A 16,882-nucleotide genomic window follows, 5' to 3' on the forward strand; every position below is an offset into this window, starting at 1 on the left:
CTCCACAGCGCGTCATGTATGGGATTTGTTATTCAAAAAGCAGTTATTTGTTATCTGATTTGACTTTTCGCAGGCTAAACATTCGATTACGCATTATTTTTTTGGCCGCTAGTGGCCTCGCGAATGATTTCGTTTACACTGCTTGGTCTACGCATCTCCCAGGGAAATGATTATGTTGCGATATTTAAATGAGTGCTCGCGCGGGCGCGGTGCCTGGCTTTTAATGGCCCTGACAGCGTTTGCCCTTGAAATGGTCGCATTGTGGTTCCAGCACGTTATGCTGTTGAAACCCTGCGTGCTGTGCATTTATGAGCGCAGCGCGCTGTTTGGCGTCATGGGGGCCGGGATCGTCGGCGCCATTGCGCCAAAAACGCCGTTACGTTATGTCGCCCTCGTTATCTGGATCTATAGCGCTTATCGCGGCATCCAGCTGGCCTGGGAACACACGACAATCCAACTGCACCCTTCGCCGTTTGCAACCTGCGATTTCGCCGCGCGTTTTCCGAGCTGGCTGCCGCTGGATAAATGGCTTCCGCAGGTATTTGTCGCCTCTGGCGACTGCGCCGAGCGCCAGTGGTCATTCCTGACGCTGGAAATGCCCCAGTGGTTATTGGGCATTTTTGTTGCCTATTTCGCTGTGGCGCTGCTGGTTCTGATTGCCCAGTTTGTCAAACCGAAAAAACGCGATCTGTTCGGTCGCTAACCTTGCGCTCTACCCGTAATAAAGCCAGTCAGTTGATCCACTGACTGGCTTTTTTGTTCCCGCCACCGCGTAATCACTCCTTTTTATATCCATCTGCTGTTTACCTATAATGCGGCGCTGTGAAGATAATCAGTAGCAATTTTATTTACCTTACACTGGCTTTGCGAGCAGTGGTTTTTATTTTTATAATCTAAGCGAATGTCGAAACGCAAATATTCCACTGCTGTTTAAAAGTAATAATATCCTAATTATTGCGCTGCAGTACGCTGTTAATAATAAACTAATATTGCAACATTTTGTTAAAATGAGATCCGGGTTAAATTGCACACAATGATCATTAAGTAGTTTTTTAATGCTGGTGTAGGTTTATTTTAAGGAGCGATAGCTTTTTAGCGAGAAAGGAGACACCAATGGAGATATTGGTTATAGGACATGGGTCGAGACTGGGTCAGGAGTTAATTCGCCAGGCATTCGATGAAAGTATATCATGCAGAACATACGAGGATGTCATTACCTGCGATCGGGACGAGCTCAAAGAGGCCATTCGCCATGCGGATGTCATTATCTCTTTTCGGGGCGGAACGTTAGACTCGTTAGCGCAAAATATATCACTGATATCATTAATTGAGGACCCCAGCCAAAAATTCCTGCTGGTTACCTCTTTTGGCTGCGGCGATTCATGGCCTTACATTTCTGACATGGCTAAAAATGTTTTTGGTGAGAAAGTGAAATACAAGACGCTGTCAGAAGCGTGGTTACAATTAAGTTATGTTAACTGGAATATTATCCGTCCCGTTGGCTTATCGGATAAGCATATCGAGGGAAAAGCAGTTGTTACACGTGACAAAACGTTACCCTCTGGCTATGTCAGCCGACAATGCTTTGTGAAAATTATTCTTGATATTATCCGCTTCGACTGGAATCAGGGGGATATTGTCTATGTGTACACAGAAAGATAGTGCGCAATTCACTCACAGCGAAAGCATTGACAAGCTGAGTAAGCTTGCCAAAAAATACGCTTATAGTGCCCCCGGCTATTTCGCTTATCCCACTTTTGCTGATAGCCATAATGCACAGAATGTTAACGCCGCCGAATTAATTTATGCCTCGCGGCAGGAAAGTGCATCAATTTATATCCATATTCCCTTTTGCCGGACGCTCTGTTTTCATTGTGGTTGCCACGAGGAAGTCGCGCAAGACAGACGAGAGGCGGTAGAGTACATCGATCGCCTGATCGATGAAATGGTAATATATAAACCCCTGTTATATAACAAGCGCATTGAACGCGTGCACTTAGGCGGCGGCTGTCCAAATTTTCTCAGCGAACACCTGATAGTCAAATTAATCTCTGCTTTGTATAACCATTTTACGCTGACCTGCGATACGGTGTTTTCTCTCGAAGTCGATCCCCTTACCACCACAGCTGGACAAATCGTTCTTTTTAGTAAATGCGGGTTTAGCAGAATTAGCGTTGGCGTGCAGGATTTTCATGACAATGTGCAAAGGGTGATAAACAAAGTTCAGTCTAAGGAGCAGATACGCTCTGTCATTGATACTGCATCTGCATACGGTTTTAATTCTATCAATATTGACCTGTTTTATGGGCTACCCCTACAAACCGTAGAAAGCGTTACCGAGAATCTTCAGGCAGCCGTTGCAATGGATATTTCCCGCGTGACGGTAACAAAATACGAACATCGCCCTGCTATTTTTCCTGCGCAACGTGAGCTGGATAAATACCCCTTCCCTGAAGAAAATGAGCAACTGATGATGTTTTGTAATACTAAAAATTTTTTACAACATCACGGATATCATTTAATTGGCGGGGATCATTTTGTTCTCGAAAGAGACCCTCTCTTTCTGGCGGTAAAAGAGAAGCGTTTGCTGAGGAATTTCCTTGGCTATGATATCGCTTATTCTGCAGATGTTTTAGGGTTAGGTGTTTCGTCTATCAGTCATTTCGCCGGGAGCTATTTCCAGAATACTCAACGCAGAGTGGATTATTACCGCGCAACGGAACAAAAGAAATCTCCCGTTGCAAAAGTCGCTATCGCCGATCGACGCGAGAAAGTCACATGGTCTGTTATTCATAACCTTCTTTGCTATAAGCAGGTCGATTTACAGAATGTGCTCACAGCCTCTCATTATCAGCACCATTTTCAGCGTGAATTAGCACTACTTCACGACTTTGAAGAAGATGGTCTTATTAATATTACCGGCAGCCATTTTGATGTCACGAATGATGGCGATATTTTTCTGCGCAACATCTGCTCAGTATTTGATGTGCGGACCACCAATAAGCAAAATTTCTGCAGATTTTCATCGGCTATCTAATGGATGTGTTTACGCAAAAAGAGGACTTTATGATGACAAACGAGACAATTATCGCTGAGCTTGAAAATGATTATGCAGCCAACGTCGCTAAAAATCATAGCATGACGGAGGGTGAACTGACCAATCAGAGACTTTCCCAGGATGCTAAAATACTCAAGATTGATGATATTAAAGCGTTTATCGCCGATCTTGAATTTCTCGGTAAGGTGAAATGTATTACGCGCAATACTCATGCCATCAGTATTCAGGAAGGCGTTTTTACCCATCAACATTTAAATGGCTACAAAAAACTCGACATTAGCGCGCAAGCCGGGCTGGTATTAAACCCAAGAGCACTGGATTTGCGCATCTTCTTTAGCCACTGGTACACCGTTTTCTATCTCGAGCAAATAAGACGTAATCACCTGCAGAAATCTTTCCAGGTATTCGATAAAACAGGCTGTGCAGTATGTAAAATTTACCTGACGGACGAATCAGATATGCAGGTGCTGGACTCGCTGTTGGCGAAGTATATCAGTGAAAATCAATCACCCGCCGTATTTGAAAGCGCAACAACGCCCGTGGTCAGCAATGATCCGGTATCGCCAGAGGTCGCTGCAGAGGTCGATCGTGACTGGCGAAATATGAAAGAGGTGCATGATTTTTATTTACTTATGTATAAGTACAACCTTAGCCGGCAGCAGATTTTCCGCAGTGTGGGCGACGATTTGGCCCGCAAAGTGAGCAATTCATCACTGACAGATATCCTCCATGCGGCGAAAGAGAGTAACGAAGAGTTGACCATTTTTATTGCCAATGCCGGTTGTGTGCAGATCTATACCGGGCTAATTGGCCGTATTTTTTATACCGTCGAGTGGTTAAATGTCTTTAGCCATGACAATAAGCTGCATATCGCGCAAAAAGAGATCGATGAATGCTGGATTGTGACCAAACCGGGCCTCGTGGGCGAAGTAACGAGCTTAGAGGTGTTCGATAAAAACGGTGAGCAGATGATTCAGATCTATGGGCAAAGAAATGAGGGCGAGCCGGAAAGAGAGAGCTGGCGAAAAATTGTCCGTGGCGTTAAATAATAACCGCGCATATCGTCAATAACGCGAGCCGTTAAAAGTAGCGGCTCGCCTTAAAATCGGTGAGCCCTGGCGTGGCGTCAGGCCTTAGTCCGCCCATTCCGGCTTATTGAGGATATGCTCCTGCCAGTCGCGCACTTCAGACTCTTTCACCGCGATATGGCGCACCGAAATCCGCTCGGCGTGCATCGCCGCTTTTGAACCTGTGCGCAGTGGATGCCATACAGGTAACGATTTGCCTTCCGCCAGCAGACGGTAAGCGCAGCTTGGCGGCAGCCATTCGAAAGTAGGCAGGTTTTCGCGCGTCAGTTTGATGCAATCTGGCTCATAATCGAAACGGCGTTCATAGTTGCGACATTGACAGGTTTTAATATTTAACTGACGACAGGCAACGTTGGTGAAGTAGATTTCGTCGGTGTCTTCATCCATCAGCTTATGCAAGCAGCACTGCCCGCAGCCGTCACACAGCGACTCCCACTCCGCATCCGTCATTTGGTCGAGGGTTTTGCTTTGCCAGAAAGGAGTGTCGCTCATGATGAAGTCCGTCATTAAATGCCTGGGTGCACCTTATAACCAGTCTGGCAGGCGGATGCAAGTTTTGCCGCCAGAAAAGGCGGCAAACTGTGTTACAGCACGCGGGTGGTTAACGAGAGGCTATCAAAGCTCACTTCCAGCTCATCGCCAGAGTGCAGCGGCCCTACCCCTTCCGGCGTGCCGGTCAGGATCACATCGCCCGCTTTAAGGGTAAAGTAGCGGCTCATGTAGGCTATCAGCGGGATAATTTTATGCAGCATATCCGCGGTATTGCCCTGCTGGCGAACTTCGCCATTGATTTTCAACGCCAGCGCGGTGCTCTGCGGGTCACCGCTGAATTCCGCAACCGGGATAAAACCTGAGATCGGACACGAATTATCGAAGCCTTTCGCTTTCTCCCACGGCTGTCCGGCTTTTTTCAACTGACCTTGCAGATCGCGCAGGGTCAGATCGAGGGCCACGCCATATCCGGCAATCGCCTTTTCGACATGCTCTTCCGTCGCCTGGCGCAGCGTTGCACCGATCAGTACCGCCAGTTCCACTTCATGATGCACCGAACCATAATCTTGCGGCAGCACCAGCGGCTGGCGAAGGTCGCACAGCGCGGTTTCCGGTTTGATAAACAGGACCGGTTCTTGTGGGGTTGCGCTCCCCATCTCTTTGATATGTTTTGCATAGTTACTGCCAACGCAAACCACTTTACTCACCGGGAAATCCAGCAGCGCGCCCTGCCAGTTATGATGCTGATACATTTATTCGACCTCCGGTAACACATTGAAGATGAGCGAAAAATGACTATCCATGCCGTCCGGCGGTTTGTCAAATAGCCGGATGTTTTAGCATTACATTAGCGCAGGCTGAAATGAAACGGCGGGCTGACCCGCCGCGATGGCGGCCGATTACTGTTTATCTTGTTCGGCCAGATGGTGTTTCAATAAATTCTCTTGCGGCGGCGGCAGTTGTAAATAATAGCCCTGGGCCACCAGCGCTGCTTTCACTTTTTCTAAATCCGCACCGACTAATTTTTTACGCCCGTCAAGGGGTAAAATCATCGCCAGCTGCGGCTGACCAAAACTTTGCATTAGTGCTTCGGGCACGCGAGAAAAATCGTCTCTTTTTTCGACATAGAGATAAGTCTGATCGCGGCGGGAACTTCGATAGATCACACAAAACATACTTTTACTCGGAATTATCTGGAGGTGACTTGCCTGGAAATAATAGTGACTATAACATGCCCGGTAGTCTTCGGAATATCACTCAGATGCGGGTGATAATAGCAAAACGAGTAAGGTCAGGATGTCAAATACGCCCATCGAGCTAAAAGGCAGTAGTTTTACCTTATCAGTGGTTCACTTGCATGATGCAAAACCCGAGGTTATTCGTCAGGCGTTAGAAGACAAAATCGCACAGGCTCCCGCTTTTTTGCAGCACGCACCGGTTGTTGTCAACGTTTCCGCGCTGGAAGGCGCTGTTAACTGGTCTGCGCTTTTAAATACGATATCTGCAACGGGCCTGCGCGTCGTCGGCATCAGCGGCTGTAAAGATGCGACGCTAAAGGCAGAGATTGAACGTGCGGGCCTTCCATTGCTGGCGGAAGGTAAAGATAAAACCCCGCGCAACGCCGCGCCGGAACCGGCGCCCGTCGCCGTTGCAGCGCCGGTAACTAAAACGCGCCTTATTGATACACCGGTGCGTTCCGGCCAGCGCGTCTATGCGCCACACTGCGATTTGATTGTCACCAGCCACGTTAGCGCCGGCGCGGAGCTTATCGCCGATGGCAATATTCATGTTTATGGCATGATGCGCGGGCGCGCGCTGGCAGGCGCCAGCGGTGATAAAGAAGCGCAAATATTCTGTTCTCATCTCACGCCGGAGCTGGTCTCTATTGCGGGAGAGTACTGGCTGAGCGATAAAATCCCGGCCGAATTTTATGGCAAAGCGGCACGTTTGCAGTTGGCTAACGACGCTTTGACAATTCAACCCTTAAATTAAGCCCTTTTAACAAGGAACTCCTATGGCACGCATTATTGTTGTTACTTCGGGTAAAGGGGGCGTCGGCAAGACCACCTCCAGCGCGGCCATCGCTACTGGTTTAGCCCAAAAGGGCAAAAAGACGGTTGTTATCGACTTCGATATCGGCTTACGTAATCTGGATTTGATCATGGGTTGCGAGCGCCGCGTTGTATATGATTTCGTCAACGTTATTCAGGGCGATGCGACACTCAACCAGGCGTTAATTAAAGACAAACGCACTGAGAATTTGTTTATCCTTCCGGCCTCGCAAACCCGCGATAAAGATGCACTGACCCGCGAAGGGGTTGATAAGGTTTTAGAAGACCTGAAGAAAATGGAATTCGACTTTATCGTCTGTGACTCCCCGGCAGGCATCGAAACCGGCGCGCTGATGGCGCTTTACTTTGCTGATGAAGCGATCATCACCACTAACCCGGAAGTCTCTTCCGTACGTGACTCTGACCGTATTCTTGGTATTCTGGCGTCGAAGTCCCGTCGCGCGGAAAAAGGCGAAGAGCCGATTAAAGAACATCTGCTGCTGACCCGTTATAACCCGGGCCGCGTTAACCGTGGCGATATGCTGAGCATGGAAGATGTACTGGAGATCCTGCGCATTAAATTGATTGGCGTGATCCCGGAAGATCAGTCTGTTTTACGCGCCTCAAACCAGGGTGAACCCGTTATTCTGGATACCAATGCTGACGCCGGCAAAGCCTATGCCGATGCCGTGGATCGTCTGCTGGGAGAAGAACGTCCTTTCCGCTTCGTTGAAGAAGAGAAGAAAGGTTTCCTCAAACGCCTGTTCGGAGGATAAGTTATGGCTTTACTCGACTTTTTTCTCTCCAGAAAAAAGAACACCGCCAGCATTGCTAAAGAGCGTCTGCAGATTATTGTTGCCGAACGCCGCCGCAGCGACGCTGAACCCCATTATTTACCGCAGCTGAAGCGGGATATTCTGGAGGTTATTTGCAAATATGTGCAAATCGACCCGGAAATGGTGACGGTGCAGCTGGAGCAAAAAGGGGATGATATTTCTATTCTGGAACTTAACGTTACCCTACCGGAAACGGAAGAGACCAAATAGACAGCCCCGGAATCGGGATTAAAAAAGGCAGAATACATTCTGCCTTTTTTATTATTACCGCGAATAAGCTGTAATTATTTACAGTATCTGGCTCGGATATTCTGCTAAAAGTTTATTCAGCGGATCGGCCATCAATTTTCCGCGCCAGCCGTTAATCAGTTCCGGTAACATATTTTGCGGTTTCAGTTTCCAGTGCCAGTTCAACAGCTGATTAATCTGCCGACGCGATGCCAGCAGCTCAACGCTGATATTTTCGCTTTCACCGACGGTCTGCACCAGCGCTTTAATCGCTTTAAACGCTTTACGATACCCTGGCATATCCATCAGGTTGAGCAGCGGTTCTGGCAGCGCCTCTTCCGGTAATGCCTGTGCCTGGGCCACCAGCGCCAGCAGGGTTTTACCGTGAAAACGAATTTCACTGCCTGAAAGACCGATGCTGTCCAGCTCGCCCATGCTGCCCGGCATATAACGCGCTACCGCCCAAAGATTCTCTTCACGCACCACAAAATTGACCGCTAAGTCACGCTCGCGCGCTTTACGTAAGCGCCAGTCGGCAAGCAAACGCAAGCAGGCCAGCTGGCGCGTACGCAGTTGCCATGCGTTGGTAATTTCGCGCCACGCCTCTTCCGGGGCCAGCACTTCCTGACGGCGCTGCATCATCAGACGACACTCATCCAGCGCCGCATCCAGCCTGCCCGCCTGCTGCGTTTCCGCCAGCAGTTTTTCAGCTATCGGCAGCAAGTACCACACATCCGCGGCGGCGTAATCGCACTGACGTTCTGTCAGCGGGCGCGCCAGCCAGTCGGTTCGGGATTCACTTTTATCGATAACCAGGCCGGTAAACTCTTCCACCATCGCGGCAAAGCCCCACGACAGCGGACGACCGCAGAACGCGGCGAGGATCTGCGTATCAATCATCGGTTGCGGCTGGACACCAAACGCGTTGAGAAACACTTCGAGGTCTTCGCTGGCCGCGTGCAAATATTTGGTCACGGAGGTGTTGATGAGCAAATCGCGAAACGGCGTCCAGTCGGTGATATTCAGCGGATCTATCAGCGCCAGGTGTTCGCCGTCATACAGCTGAATTAACCCCAGTTGCGGATAGTAGGTCCGGGTGCGGACAAATTCGGTATCCAGGGCAATGGCCGGAAACGCGCTGGCGGCCTGGCACAGCGCTGCCAGCGCATCGTTCGTCGTAATCATCTGGTAATTCACATCATCTTCTCTTCAGTTGCGCCCATAAAAAACGCCGGCTTTAACCGGCGTTCGGGACCTTACGCATAGCTCAGGCTTTATTGTCCACTTTGCCACGCGCTTCGTCACGCAATTCTCGTCTTAAAATCTTGCCGACGTTGGATTTTGGCAGTTCCTTGCGAAATTCAACCAGCTTCGGCACTTTGTAGCCGGTTAACTGGCGGCGACAAAAAGCGATCAGCGCCTCTTCCGTTAACGAGGCATCCTTTTTCACCACGAAAATTTTCACCGCTTCGCCGCTGTTTGCCGACGGCACGCCCACCGCCGCTACTTCATGTACGCCAGCGTGCTGCATCACCACATCTTCGATTTCATTGGGATAGACGTTGAAACCGGAGACCAGAATCATATCTTTTTTGCGATCGACGATACGTAAAAACCCTTCGTCATCCATCACCGCGATATCGCCAGTGTGTAACCAGCCATCACGAATAATTTCATCGGTCGCATCCGGTCGTTGCCAGTAGCCGAGCATCACCTGCGGACCTCTCACGCACAGTTCGCCCGGCTCGCCCGGCGCAACTTCATTGTTATCATCATCAACCAGTTTTGCTTCCGTTGACGGCACCGGCAAACCGATGCTGCCGCTGTGATAGTCAATGTCATGAGGATTGACGCTGACCAGCGGCGAGCATTCCGTCAGCCCGTAACCTTCCAGCAGATACTGACCGGTAAGGGCCATCCAGCGTTCGGCAACCGCCTGCTGAACCGGCATGCCACCGCCTGCAGAAAGGTGCAGCGCGGAGAAGTCCAGCTTGCGGAACTCTTCATTGTTCAGCAGCGCGTTGAATAAAGTATTTACGCCGGTCATGGCGGTGAAAGGATACTTGCCCATCTCTTTCACCAGCCCCGGAATATCGCGCGGGTTGGTGATCAGCAGGTTTTGCCCACCCAATTCGATAAACAGCAGGCAGTTCATGGTGAGGGCGAAAATGTGGTACAGCGGCAGCGCAGTAACCACCAGTTCTTTACCACGGTGCAGCAAGGGCCCGTAAGTGGCGTTGACCTGTTCGAGGTTCGCCAACATATTGCGGTGCGTCAGCATCGCGCCTTTCGCTACGCCGGTTGTGCCGCCGGTATATTGCAGAAAAGCCAGATCTTCAGCACTCGCTTCCGGTTTCACATACTGCAGGCGGTAACCGTTTTGCAGGGCACGGCGAAAGGAGATAGCGTCCGGCAGATGGTATTTCGGTACCAGCCGTTTGACATATTTAACGACGAAATTGACCAGCGTCCCTTTTGCCGGGGAGAGTTGATCGCCCATGCGCGTCAAAATGACATGGCGCACCTGGGTTTTATCGACGATTTTTTCCAGCGTATGGGCAAAATTCGACACAATCACAATGGCGCTGGCACCGCTGTCGTTGAGCTGATGTTCAAGTTCCCGCGGGGTATAAAGGGGATTGACGTTTACCACAATCATCCCGGCGCGCAAAATGCCAAACAGCGCCACCGGATATTGCAGCAGGTTCGGCATCATCAACGCCACGCGATCGCCTTTTTGCAGGCCAAGGCCTTGCTGCAGGTAAGCCGCAAATGCCCGGCTACGCTCCTCCAGCTTACGGAACGTCATGACCTCGCCCATATTGATAAACGCGGGCTGATCGGCATAACGCGCCGCCGAGTGTTCAAACAGTTCAACCAGGGATTGATAACGGTCAGGGTTGATCTCCGCCGGAACATCGGCTGGATAACGGTTTAGCCAAACCTTCTTCAATGCATCACCTCTAAAATGAGTATTTTTGGTCATCACAACCCCAGTTAATAAACAAGTCGTTAACATAATATTAACTCAGCGTACCAGTTTATTAATTAACCGGATTGAAGGTTGCGAAGCGCGTCACTAATTATTTTTTTTATGGGTAGCCCAATATAAAAACAGCGGCTTAGCCGCTGTTTCTTTTTCTTGCTAAAACAAGAAATTACTCGGTTACGACCGTCTCGACTCGCGCAGGCTCTGGTGGGAAAAAGCCCCATCCGTCATAGCCACCATGCCAGTGGCGAGGACGCGGTCCCGGCCCCCAGAACCAGGGATCGATAGGCTGCGGCGGCAATATCACCTGCTGGGCTAAACGCCAGCGTTTATAGCCGGTCGCCTGCATGACCATATATTTGTACGCCGCATTACCGATTTTGCCGTCTGCGGTACCGGTAATCGGCCCCACCACGGTGATCAGCTGGTTGCGAAAATCAACGGGATCGAGAAAACCGTTCACATCGGCAAAGATACGCCCCACAGAGGGCTCGCCCAGCACCGGACGCGCGCCATTATCCAGGGGGACGGCAGCAATCTCAAGTCGGGTCTTTCCCTGTAGATTCTGTACATCAACCACTTTGCCGCCGAAGCGGGCTTCCTGACCGACATACAGTGAAGGCGCATTCATCACCCGCACCAGATCGTCCTGCGGCGTTGGACTGGTCCCCTGGATCGCGTCTGGCACAGAAACACAACCACTTAATAGCGCCATTGCCAGCCCTGCCAGCAATCCGCGTACTGCATTTTTTTGACCCGCCATGCTGCGACTCCTTACCTCAGTGAATATCTCTGAGATTCATTCCCGGCCCGGAAGTTTCTTCCACGCCACTTCATTACGCAAATAAACAGGCTCCGCGTGCTCGACGGCAACGGTTTTCTGTGCCGCAAGCAGCTGGCGGGCGATGGGCAGCATATCTTCGGCGGCGGGTAACAGGATTTCACCCTCGCGAAGCGTCGCCGCACTATTGTTGCCCATCTCCGGCCATGCGGGCCAGCCGGTACCCACCGTTGCCCACTCGCCCGTCAGCTGTTGCAGACGTTCGGTTACGCGTTCCGGTTTCAGCACCGCTTCCGTCTCTTCACCCTGCCAGACGCCATTTTCATCGCGCTGGTACTCGCCCCAGTACACTTCGCCCATTCGCGCGTCAATCGCCGCCAGTACGCGGGTCGCGCCGGTTTTGCGCCATGCGCCCTGCGCCATCGTTGCAAGGGTGGAGACGCCAATCATCGGCAGTTCAGCCCCGAGGGCCAGCCCTTGCGCAATGCCAATGCCAATGCGCACGCCGGTGAAACTACCCGGGCCGCGGCCAAAGGCCAGCGCATCCAGTTGGGACAGCGTAAGTTCAGCATCACCGAGCACATCCCTGACCAGCGGCAGGATGCGTTGAGTGTGTTCACGCGGGCAAAGTTCGAAGTGAGCGAAGGTTGTACCATCGTTCCACAGGGCAACAGAACAGGCTTCTGTGGCGGTATCAATAGCCAGAATTCGCATGGGTATAGCGGTCCATGAAAAACAAAATGGCGCGCATCTTAGCACAGTCTGCTACAAATTACTGCGCCGAAGGTCCGGAGAGAAATTCAACGGCGCGGCGAATATCCCGGGTACGTGGCGCTGGCGGCAGGCTGGCAAGAAACACCGCGCCATAGGGGCGCATCACCAGACGATTGTCGCAAATCACCAGTACGCCCCGATCGTCAATATCGCGAATCAGTCGGCCAACCCCTTGTTTCAGGGTAATCACTGCATCAGGTAATTGTACGTCATCAAAAGGATCGCCGCCGCGCAGACGGCAATCTTCCATGCGCGCTTTTAATAACGGATCCTCCGGTGAGGTAAACGGCAGTTTGTCGATGATAACCAACGACAGCGTATCGCCGCGCACGTCCACCCCTTCCCAGAAACTGCTGGTTGCCACCAGCAGGGCGTTGCCGGCGTTAACAAACTGCTGCAATAGCTGACCTTTACTGGTTTCGCCCTGCAATAAAACGGGCAGGCTCAGGGTGGCGCGGAACTGCTCGGCAAGATCGCGCATCATGGCGTGCGAGGTACAGAGCATAAAGCAGCGGCCATTGTTGGCTTCGATCATCGGCCTGAGCATGGCGGCAAGCTGGCGTGCAGCGCCGGGCTGATTGGTCTGCGGCAGATTTCGCGGTACGCACAGTAACGCCTGGCGTTGATAATCAAACGGGCTTGGCAGCAACAGAGAGTTCGCCTCATCTATGCCGAGGCGGGCGGTAAAATGGTGCAGATCGTCATTAACCGAAAGGGTGGCGGAAGTAAAAATCCAGCTGCCCTTTTTCTGCGCCATCACCTCGGTAAATTTGTCCGAAACGGTGAGCGGCGTTAGGGCCAGCGTAAAGTTGCGCGAGGTGCATTCGTACCAGTAGCTGTAACCCGGCTGGTTAATCTCTTTTAGCCGTTTCAGCCTTGCCCGGTAAGTCGTTGCGCGTTCAAAGGCTGCATCCAGCAGCGCCGAGCGGCCGAGCGACAGTTTCGCGACGTCGTAGCAAAGCTCAAGGGCATCGTCGAGCAGCAGCAGCGCGCGCTGGATATGCGCATCGGCTAACAGTTCGCGCAGGTTGCCGCGATATCCCGGATCGCCCAGCTGCAGACGAAAATCCTGCGTACTTTGCGCCAGCCGGTCGGCACACTTCTGTAGCTGCGCGGTATCTTTTAATTCCGTGCGATAGGCAATCGTGAAATCTTTCGCCAGATCGATAAGCTGGCGGCTGGAGAGGGACTGACCAAAATATTGGCTGGCAATATCGGGAAGCTGGTGCGCTTCGTCGAAGATCATCACTTCAGCTTCGGGAATCAGTTCACCGAAACCGCTCTCTTTCACCACCATATCTGCGAGGAAAAGATGGTGGTTAACCACCACCACATCGGCATCCATCGCTCTTTTACGCGCCTTCACCACGAAGCAATCTTTGTACATCGGGCAATCGCTGCCCAGACAGTTATCGTTGGTGCTGGTGACCAGCGGCCAGGCCTGGGAATCTTCGGCAACGCTGACGCAGGTGCTGATATCGCCATCGGTAGTTTGATTAGACCAGGAGCGCAGCAAAATGACATCGCTGAGGGTTTGCACCGGCAGATCGCCGCCCGCCAGCGCCTGCTGTTCCAGACGTTCGATACAGAGATAGTTGGAGCGCCCTTTCAGCAGCGCCATGCGCCCGCTATAGTCCAGCGCTTTGGCTACGGTCGGTAAATCGCGGCTGTAGAGCTGATCCTGCAGGGCTTTCGAGCCGGTGGAGATAATGACTTTTTTCCCGGCACGCAGCGCCGGTGCGAGGTAAGCGTAGGTTTTACCCGTGCCGGTACCCGCTTCGACAACCAACGGTTGGGTGTTGTTAATCGCTTGGGTGACGGCCTGCGCCATCTGGCGCTGCGGCTCACGCGGTTTAAACCCCGGAATGGCTTTGGCCAGCTGGCCGTCTGTTGCAAAATCGTCCGTCACACTACCCCCTGGTTAAATCGCCAGTGATTATGTCAGGGTGAGCGGATTTACGCCAGCCGGGTTTTTATGGCACTCTTGCCCGCTAATGCATGGAAAAAGGAGCAGAGAATGACTATTACGCGTATAGATGCGGCCGCCCGCTGGTCCGATGCGGTGATCCACAATCAGACCCTTTATTATACGGGTGTGCCGGAAAATCTTGATGCCGATGCGTTTGAACAGACGGCCAATACGCTGGCGCAAATTGATGCGGTGCTGGAGAAACAAGGCAGTGATAAACGTCGCATCCTTGACGCTACCATTTTCCTTGCCGATGGCGACGATTTCGCCGCCATGAACAGAGCGTGGGATGCGTGGGTAGTTGCAGGCCATGCGCCGGTACGTTGTACGGTACAGGCAAAACTGATGAACCCGCGTTACAAAGTGGAAATTAAAATCATCGCTGCGGTGTAATTACTCGTCTTCGTCTTCATCTTCAAAGCGCGCCACGATCCGCTCGCCGGTATGGCTGGCGCGTAGCTCCTGAGCCACCAGATTAATCGCCTGCCCGCTGCTCATGCCCGCGGCCATCAGTTCCTGAATTCGCTCTACCGCTTTTTGCTGCTGCTCGTGGCTTAAGGAAGGTAAACCTGCAAACATAGTCAACTCCTGCTAAATTGTTGGCGCTAATTATTCGAACGTCGGCGCTTCGCAAGGCGCGACGCCCATGAGTCAGGATCAATGAAAACATTATCCCCCGCCATTCTCTCTTTGCCGTGGCGCGATGACGCCGGCGAACACTATTTCGCTGCGCTCAGTCACCAGCCCTGGGCCATGCTGTTGCATTCCGGGTACGCAGACCATCCGCATAGTCGTTTTGATATTCTGGTTGCCGATCCTCTGACGACGCTTACCACCCGCGGCAATCTTACCACCCTTAACGATGGCGAGATATCAGCGCGCGATCCGTTAGCGCTGTTGCAACAACAGCTGGACGCTTACCCGTTTCATAGCGAAGCCAATGCAGATTTGCCGTTTCAGGGCGGTGCGCTGGGGCTGTTTGGTTATGATTTGGGTCGCCGTTTCGAGACCTTACCGTCGTTGGCGGAGCAAGATATTGCCCTTCCCGATATGGCGGTGGGCATTTATGACTGGGCGCTGATCGTGGATCATCGGTTACAGCGGGTGACGCTACTGAGCCACGGCGATGTTAATGCGAGGCTGGCGTGGCTTAAGGCACAGCGCGCGCCGCAGCGCCAGCCGTTCCGGCTGACGTCCGGGTGGCAGGCGAATATGTCACGCCAGCAATACGGTGAGAAATTTCGCCAGGTTCAGGCTTATTTGCACAGCGGCGACTGTTACCAGGTTAATCTTGCCCAGCGTTTCGCGGCGAGCTATTGCGGGGATGAGTGGCAGGCCTTCAGGCAACTCAATGCCCATAACCGTGCGCCGTTTAGCGCCTTTTTACGCCTCGAAGAAGGTGCAATCCTCAGCCTGTCGCCGGAGCGTTTTATTCGCCTGCAGGGCGATAAAATCGAAACCCGGCCGATTAAAGGCACCCTGCCACGACTGACCGATGCCAAAGCGGATGCACAGCAGGCACACAAGCTCGCCGCCTCGGTTAAAGACCGCGCCGAGAATGTGATGATCGTGGATTTAATGCGTAACGATATTGGCCGCGTCGCCACACCGGGATCGGTTCGCGTCCCGGAACTTTTCGTGGTCGAAGCCTTTCCCGCCGTTCACCATTTAGTCAGCACCGTAACGGCTCAACTGCCCGCCGGACGTCACGCCAGTGATGTGCTGCGGGCCGCCTTTCCTGGCGGCTCGATTACCGGCGCGCCGAAAATTCGCGCCATGCAAATTATTGATCAACTGGAACCCCAGCGGCGTAACGCCTGGTGCGGCTCGGTGGGTTATCTCAGCTTTTGCGGCAATATGGACACCAGCATAACCATTCGCACCCTCAGCGCCTTTGAGAGCCAAATTTACTGCTCCGCCGGCGGCGGCATCGTCGCCGATAGCGAGGAACAGGCGGAGTATCAGGAAACCTTTGATAAAGTTAACCGTATCCTGACGCTGCTGGAGAGATGATTCGTGGAGCAACCGCTTTTAACCCTGGATGATTTTTTATCGCGTTTTCAGCTGTTACGCCCGCAGCTTAATACGGTGGGCAGAAATACCCGGCAGGCGGCGGTACTGGTGCCCGTTGTGCGTCGCGCGCAGCCCGGCTTATTACTTACGCAGCGCTCCCCGCTAATGCGCAAGCATCCCGGCCAGGTCGCCTTTCCCGGCGGCGCGGTAGACAATACGGATGCCTCACTGATTGCCGCAGCACTTCGCGAGGCGCATGAAGAAGTCGCTATCCCGCCTGAAGCGGTGGAGGTGATCGGTGTGTTGCCGCCCGTCGATAGCGTGACCGGTTTTCAGGTCACCCCGGTGGTGGGTATTATCCCGCCGGATTTGCCCTACCACGCCAGCGAAGAGGAGGTTGCCGCCGTATTTGAAATGCCCCTTGCCGAAGCGCTGCGACTTGCCCGCTATCACCCGCTGGATATTCACCGTCAGGGTAATGCGCACCGGGTGTGGTTATCCTGGTATCAGCATTATTTTGTCTGGGGCATGACGGCCGGAATTATTCGCTCGCTGGCGCTGCAAATTGGCCTGAAACCTTGACTATACTTTACACATAGCACT

General features: G+C 52.3%; 19 protein-coding genes. 10 read left to right on the forward strand and 9 right to left on the reverse strand.

Annotated elements, in window-relative coordinates; translation table 11 throughout:
- Window positions 1-172: 172 nt before the first annotated feature.
- From dsbB to RW65_RS10000, 4 genes are all read left to right on the forward strand, one after another.
- A complete protein-coding gene (gene dsbB, locus RW65_RS09985) occupies window positions 173-703 on the forward strand; it encodes a disulfide bond formation protein DsbB (protein WP_039056576.1) in 531 nt (176 codons plus the stop codon).
- Window positions 704-1,113: 410 nt separating this feature from the next.
- Window positions 1,114-1,662, forward strand: coding sequence for an NAD(P)H-binding protein (locus tag RW65_RS21405; RefSeq protein ID WP_052250298.1), 549 nt, complete (start codon window positions 1,114-1,116; stop codon window positions 1,660-1,662).
- Window positions 1,643-3,037, forward strand: a complete 1,395-nt coding sequence (gene hemN, locus RW65_RS09995; RefSeq protein ID WP_039056577.1) for an oxygen-independent coproporphyrinogen III oxidase — start codon at window positions 1,643-1,645, stop codon at window positions 3,035-3,037. The genes RW65_RS21405 and hemN overlap by 20 nt, the downstream gene beginning before the upstream one ends.
- A gap of 5 nt (window positions 3,038-3,042) precedes the next feature.
- Window positions 3,043-4,107 carry a ChuX/HutX family heme-like substrate-binding protein gene (locus tag RW65_RS10000; protein WP_197058883.1) on the forward strand — a complete coding sequence of 355 codons (1,065 nt, stop codon included), beginning with the start codon at window positions 3,043-3,045 and terminating at the stop codon, window positions 4,105-4,107.
- A gap of 84 nt (window positions 4,108-4,191) precedes the next feature.
- Here RW65_RS10000 and ycgN read toward each other — a convergent pair whose 3' ends face one another.
- From ycgN to RW65_RS10015, 3 genes are all read right to left on the reverse strand, one after another.
- Window positions 4,192-4,638, reverse strand: a complete 447-nt coding sequence (gene ycgN / locus RW65_RS10005) for a cysteine cluster protein YcgN (protein ID WP_039056720.1) — start codon at window positions 4,636-4,638, stop codon at window positions 4,192-4,194.
- Between the two features lie 92 nt (window positions 4,639-4,730).
- Window positions 4,731-5,390, reverse strand: a complete 660-nt coding sequence (locus tag RW65_RS10010) for a fumarylacetoacetate hydrolase family protein (RefSeq protein ID WP_039056578.1) — start codon at window positions 5,388-5,390, stop codon at window positions 4,731-4,733.
- A 147-nt stretch (window positions 5,391-5,537) separates the two neighbouring features.
- Window positions 5,538-5,813: a YcgL domain-containing protein gene (locus tag RW65_RS10015; protein ID WP_039056579.1), complete on the reverse strand. Its 276-nt coding sequence runs from the start codon at window positions 5,811-5,813 to the stop codon at window positions 5,538-5,540.
- A gap of 121 nt (window positions 5,814-5,934) precedes the next feature.
- Here RW65_RS10015 and minC point away from each other — a divergent pair, with 121 nt between their 5' ends.
- From minC to minE, 3 genes are read left to right on the forward strand one after another with little or no spacing between them, the layout of a single operon-like run.
- Window positions 5,935-6,630, forward strand: a complete 696-nt coding sequence (gene minC / locus RW65_RS10020) for a septum site-determining protein MinC (protein WP_039056580.1) — start codon at window positions 5,935-5,937, stop codon at window positions 6,628-6,630.
- Window positions 6,631-6,652: 22 nt separating this feature from the next.
- Window positions 6,653-7,465 (forward strand): septum site-determining protein MinD, encoded by an 813-nt coding sequence (minD, locus tag RW65_RS10025; RefSeq protein ID WP_039056581.1) that lies wholly within the window; start codon window positions 6,653-6,655, stop codon window positions 7,463-7,465.
- 3 nt (window positions 7,466-7,468) lie between these two features.
- Window positions 7,469-7,735 carry a cell division topological specificity factor MinE gene (gene minE / locus RW65_RS10030; RefSeq protein ID WP_007371651.1) on the forward strand — a complete coding sequence of 89 codons (267 nt, stop codon included), beginning with the start codon at window positions 7,469-7,471 and terminating at the stop codon, window positions 7,733-7,735.
- Between the two features lie 78 nt (window positions 7,736-7,813).
- Here the strand turns inward: minE and rnd are convergent, their stop codons facing one another.
- The 5 genes from rnd to yoaA all read right to left on the reverse strand — a co-directional run bounded on the left by rnd (window position 7,814) and on the right by yoaA (window position 14,206).
- Complete coding sequence (rnd, locus tag RW65_RS10035; protein ID WP_039056721.1) at window positions 7,814-8,938, reverse strand: ribonuclease D; 1,125 nt, start codon at window positions 8,936-8,938, stop codon at window positions 7,814-7,816.
- Window positions 8,939-9,020: 82 nt separating this feature from the next.
- On the reverse strand, window positions 9,021-10,706 hold the full coding sequence (gene fadD, locus RW65_RS10040; RefSeq protein ID WP_156123990.1) for a long-chain-fatty-acid--CoA ligase FadD: 1,686 nt from the start codon (window positions 10,704-10,706) through the stop codon (window positions 9,021-9,023).
- A 205-nt stretch (window positions 10,707-10,911) separates the two neighbouring features.
- Window positions 10,912-11,505, reverse strand: a complete 594-nt coding sequence (locus RW65_RS10045; RefSeq protein WP_039056583.1) for a Slp/YeaY family lipoprotein — start codon at window positions 11,503-11,505, stop codon at window positions 10,912-10,914.
- 36 nt (window positions 11,506-11,541) lie between these two features.
- The gene (gene tsaB, locus RW65_RS10050) at window positions 11,542-12,237 is read right to left on the reverse strand and encodes a tRNA (adenosine(37)-N6)-threonylcarbamoyltransferase complex dimerization subunit type 1 TsaB (protein WP_039056584.1); all 696 of its coding nucleotides are present in this window, start codon (window positions 12,235-12,237) and stop codon (window positions 11,542-11,544) included.
- 58 nt (window positions 12,238-12,295) lie between these two features.
- Window positions 12,296-14,206 carry a DNA repair helicase YoaA gene (gene yoaA, locus RW65_RS10055; RefSeq protein ID WP_039056585.1) on the reverse strand — a complete coding sequence of 637 codons (1,911 nt, stop codon included), beginning with the start codon at window positions 14,204-14,206 and terminating at the stop codon, window positions 12,296-12,298.
- Window positions 14,207-14,314: 108 nt separating this feature from the next.
- Between yoaA and RW65_RS10060 the strand changes: the two genes are divergently transcribed.
- A complete protein-coding gene (locus RW65_RS10060; protein ID WP_039056586.1) occupies window positions 14,315-14,659 on the forward strand; it encodes a RidA family protein in 345 nt (114 codons plus the stop codon).
- Here the strand turns inward: RW65_RS10060 and RW65_RS10065 are convergent, their stop codons facing one another.
- Window positions 14,660-14,845 carry a YoaH family protein gene (locus tag RW65_RS10065; protein ID WP_039056587.1) on the reverse strand — a complete coding sequence of 62 codons (186 nt, stop codon included), beginning with the start codon at window positions 14,843-14,845 and terminating at the stop codon, window positions 14,660-14,662.
- Between the two features lie 81 nt (window positions 14,846-14,926).
- Between RW65_RS10065 and pabB the strand changes: the two genes are divergently transcribed.
- Window positions 14,927-16,279 carry an aminodeoxychorismate synthase component 1 gene (pabB, locus tag RW65_RS10070; RefSeq protein WP_039056589.1) on the forward strand — a complete coding sequence of 451 codons (1,353 nt, stop codon included), beginning with the start codon at window positions 14,927-14,929 and terminating at the stop codon, window positions 16,277-16,279.
- A 3-nt stretch (window positions 16,280-16,282) separates the two neighbouring features.
- Entirely contained in the window at window positions 16,283-16,861 is a 579-nt protein-coding gene (locus RW65_RS10075) for a CoA pyrophosphatase (protein WP_039056590.1), read from the forward strand.
- The last annotated feature ends 21 nt before the right edge of the window (window positions 16,862-16,882 follow it).

Origin of the sequence: Enterobacter sp. Bisph1, from assembly GCF_000814905.1 — a bacterium.
GTDB lineage: Bacteria > Pseudomonadota > Gammaproteobacteria > Enterobacterales > Enterobacteriaceae > Kosakonia.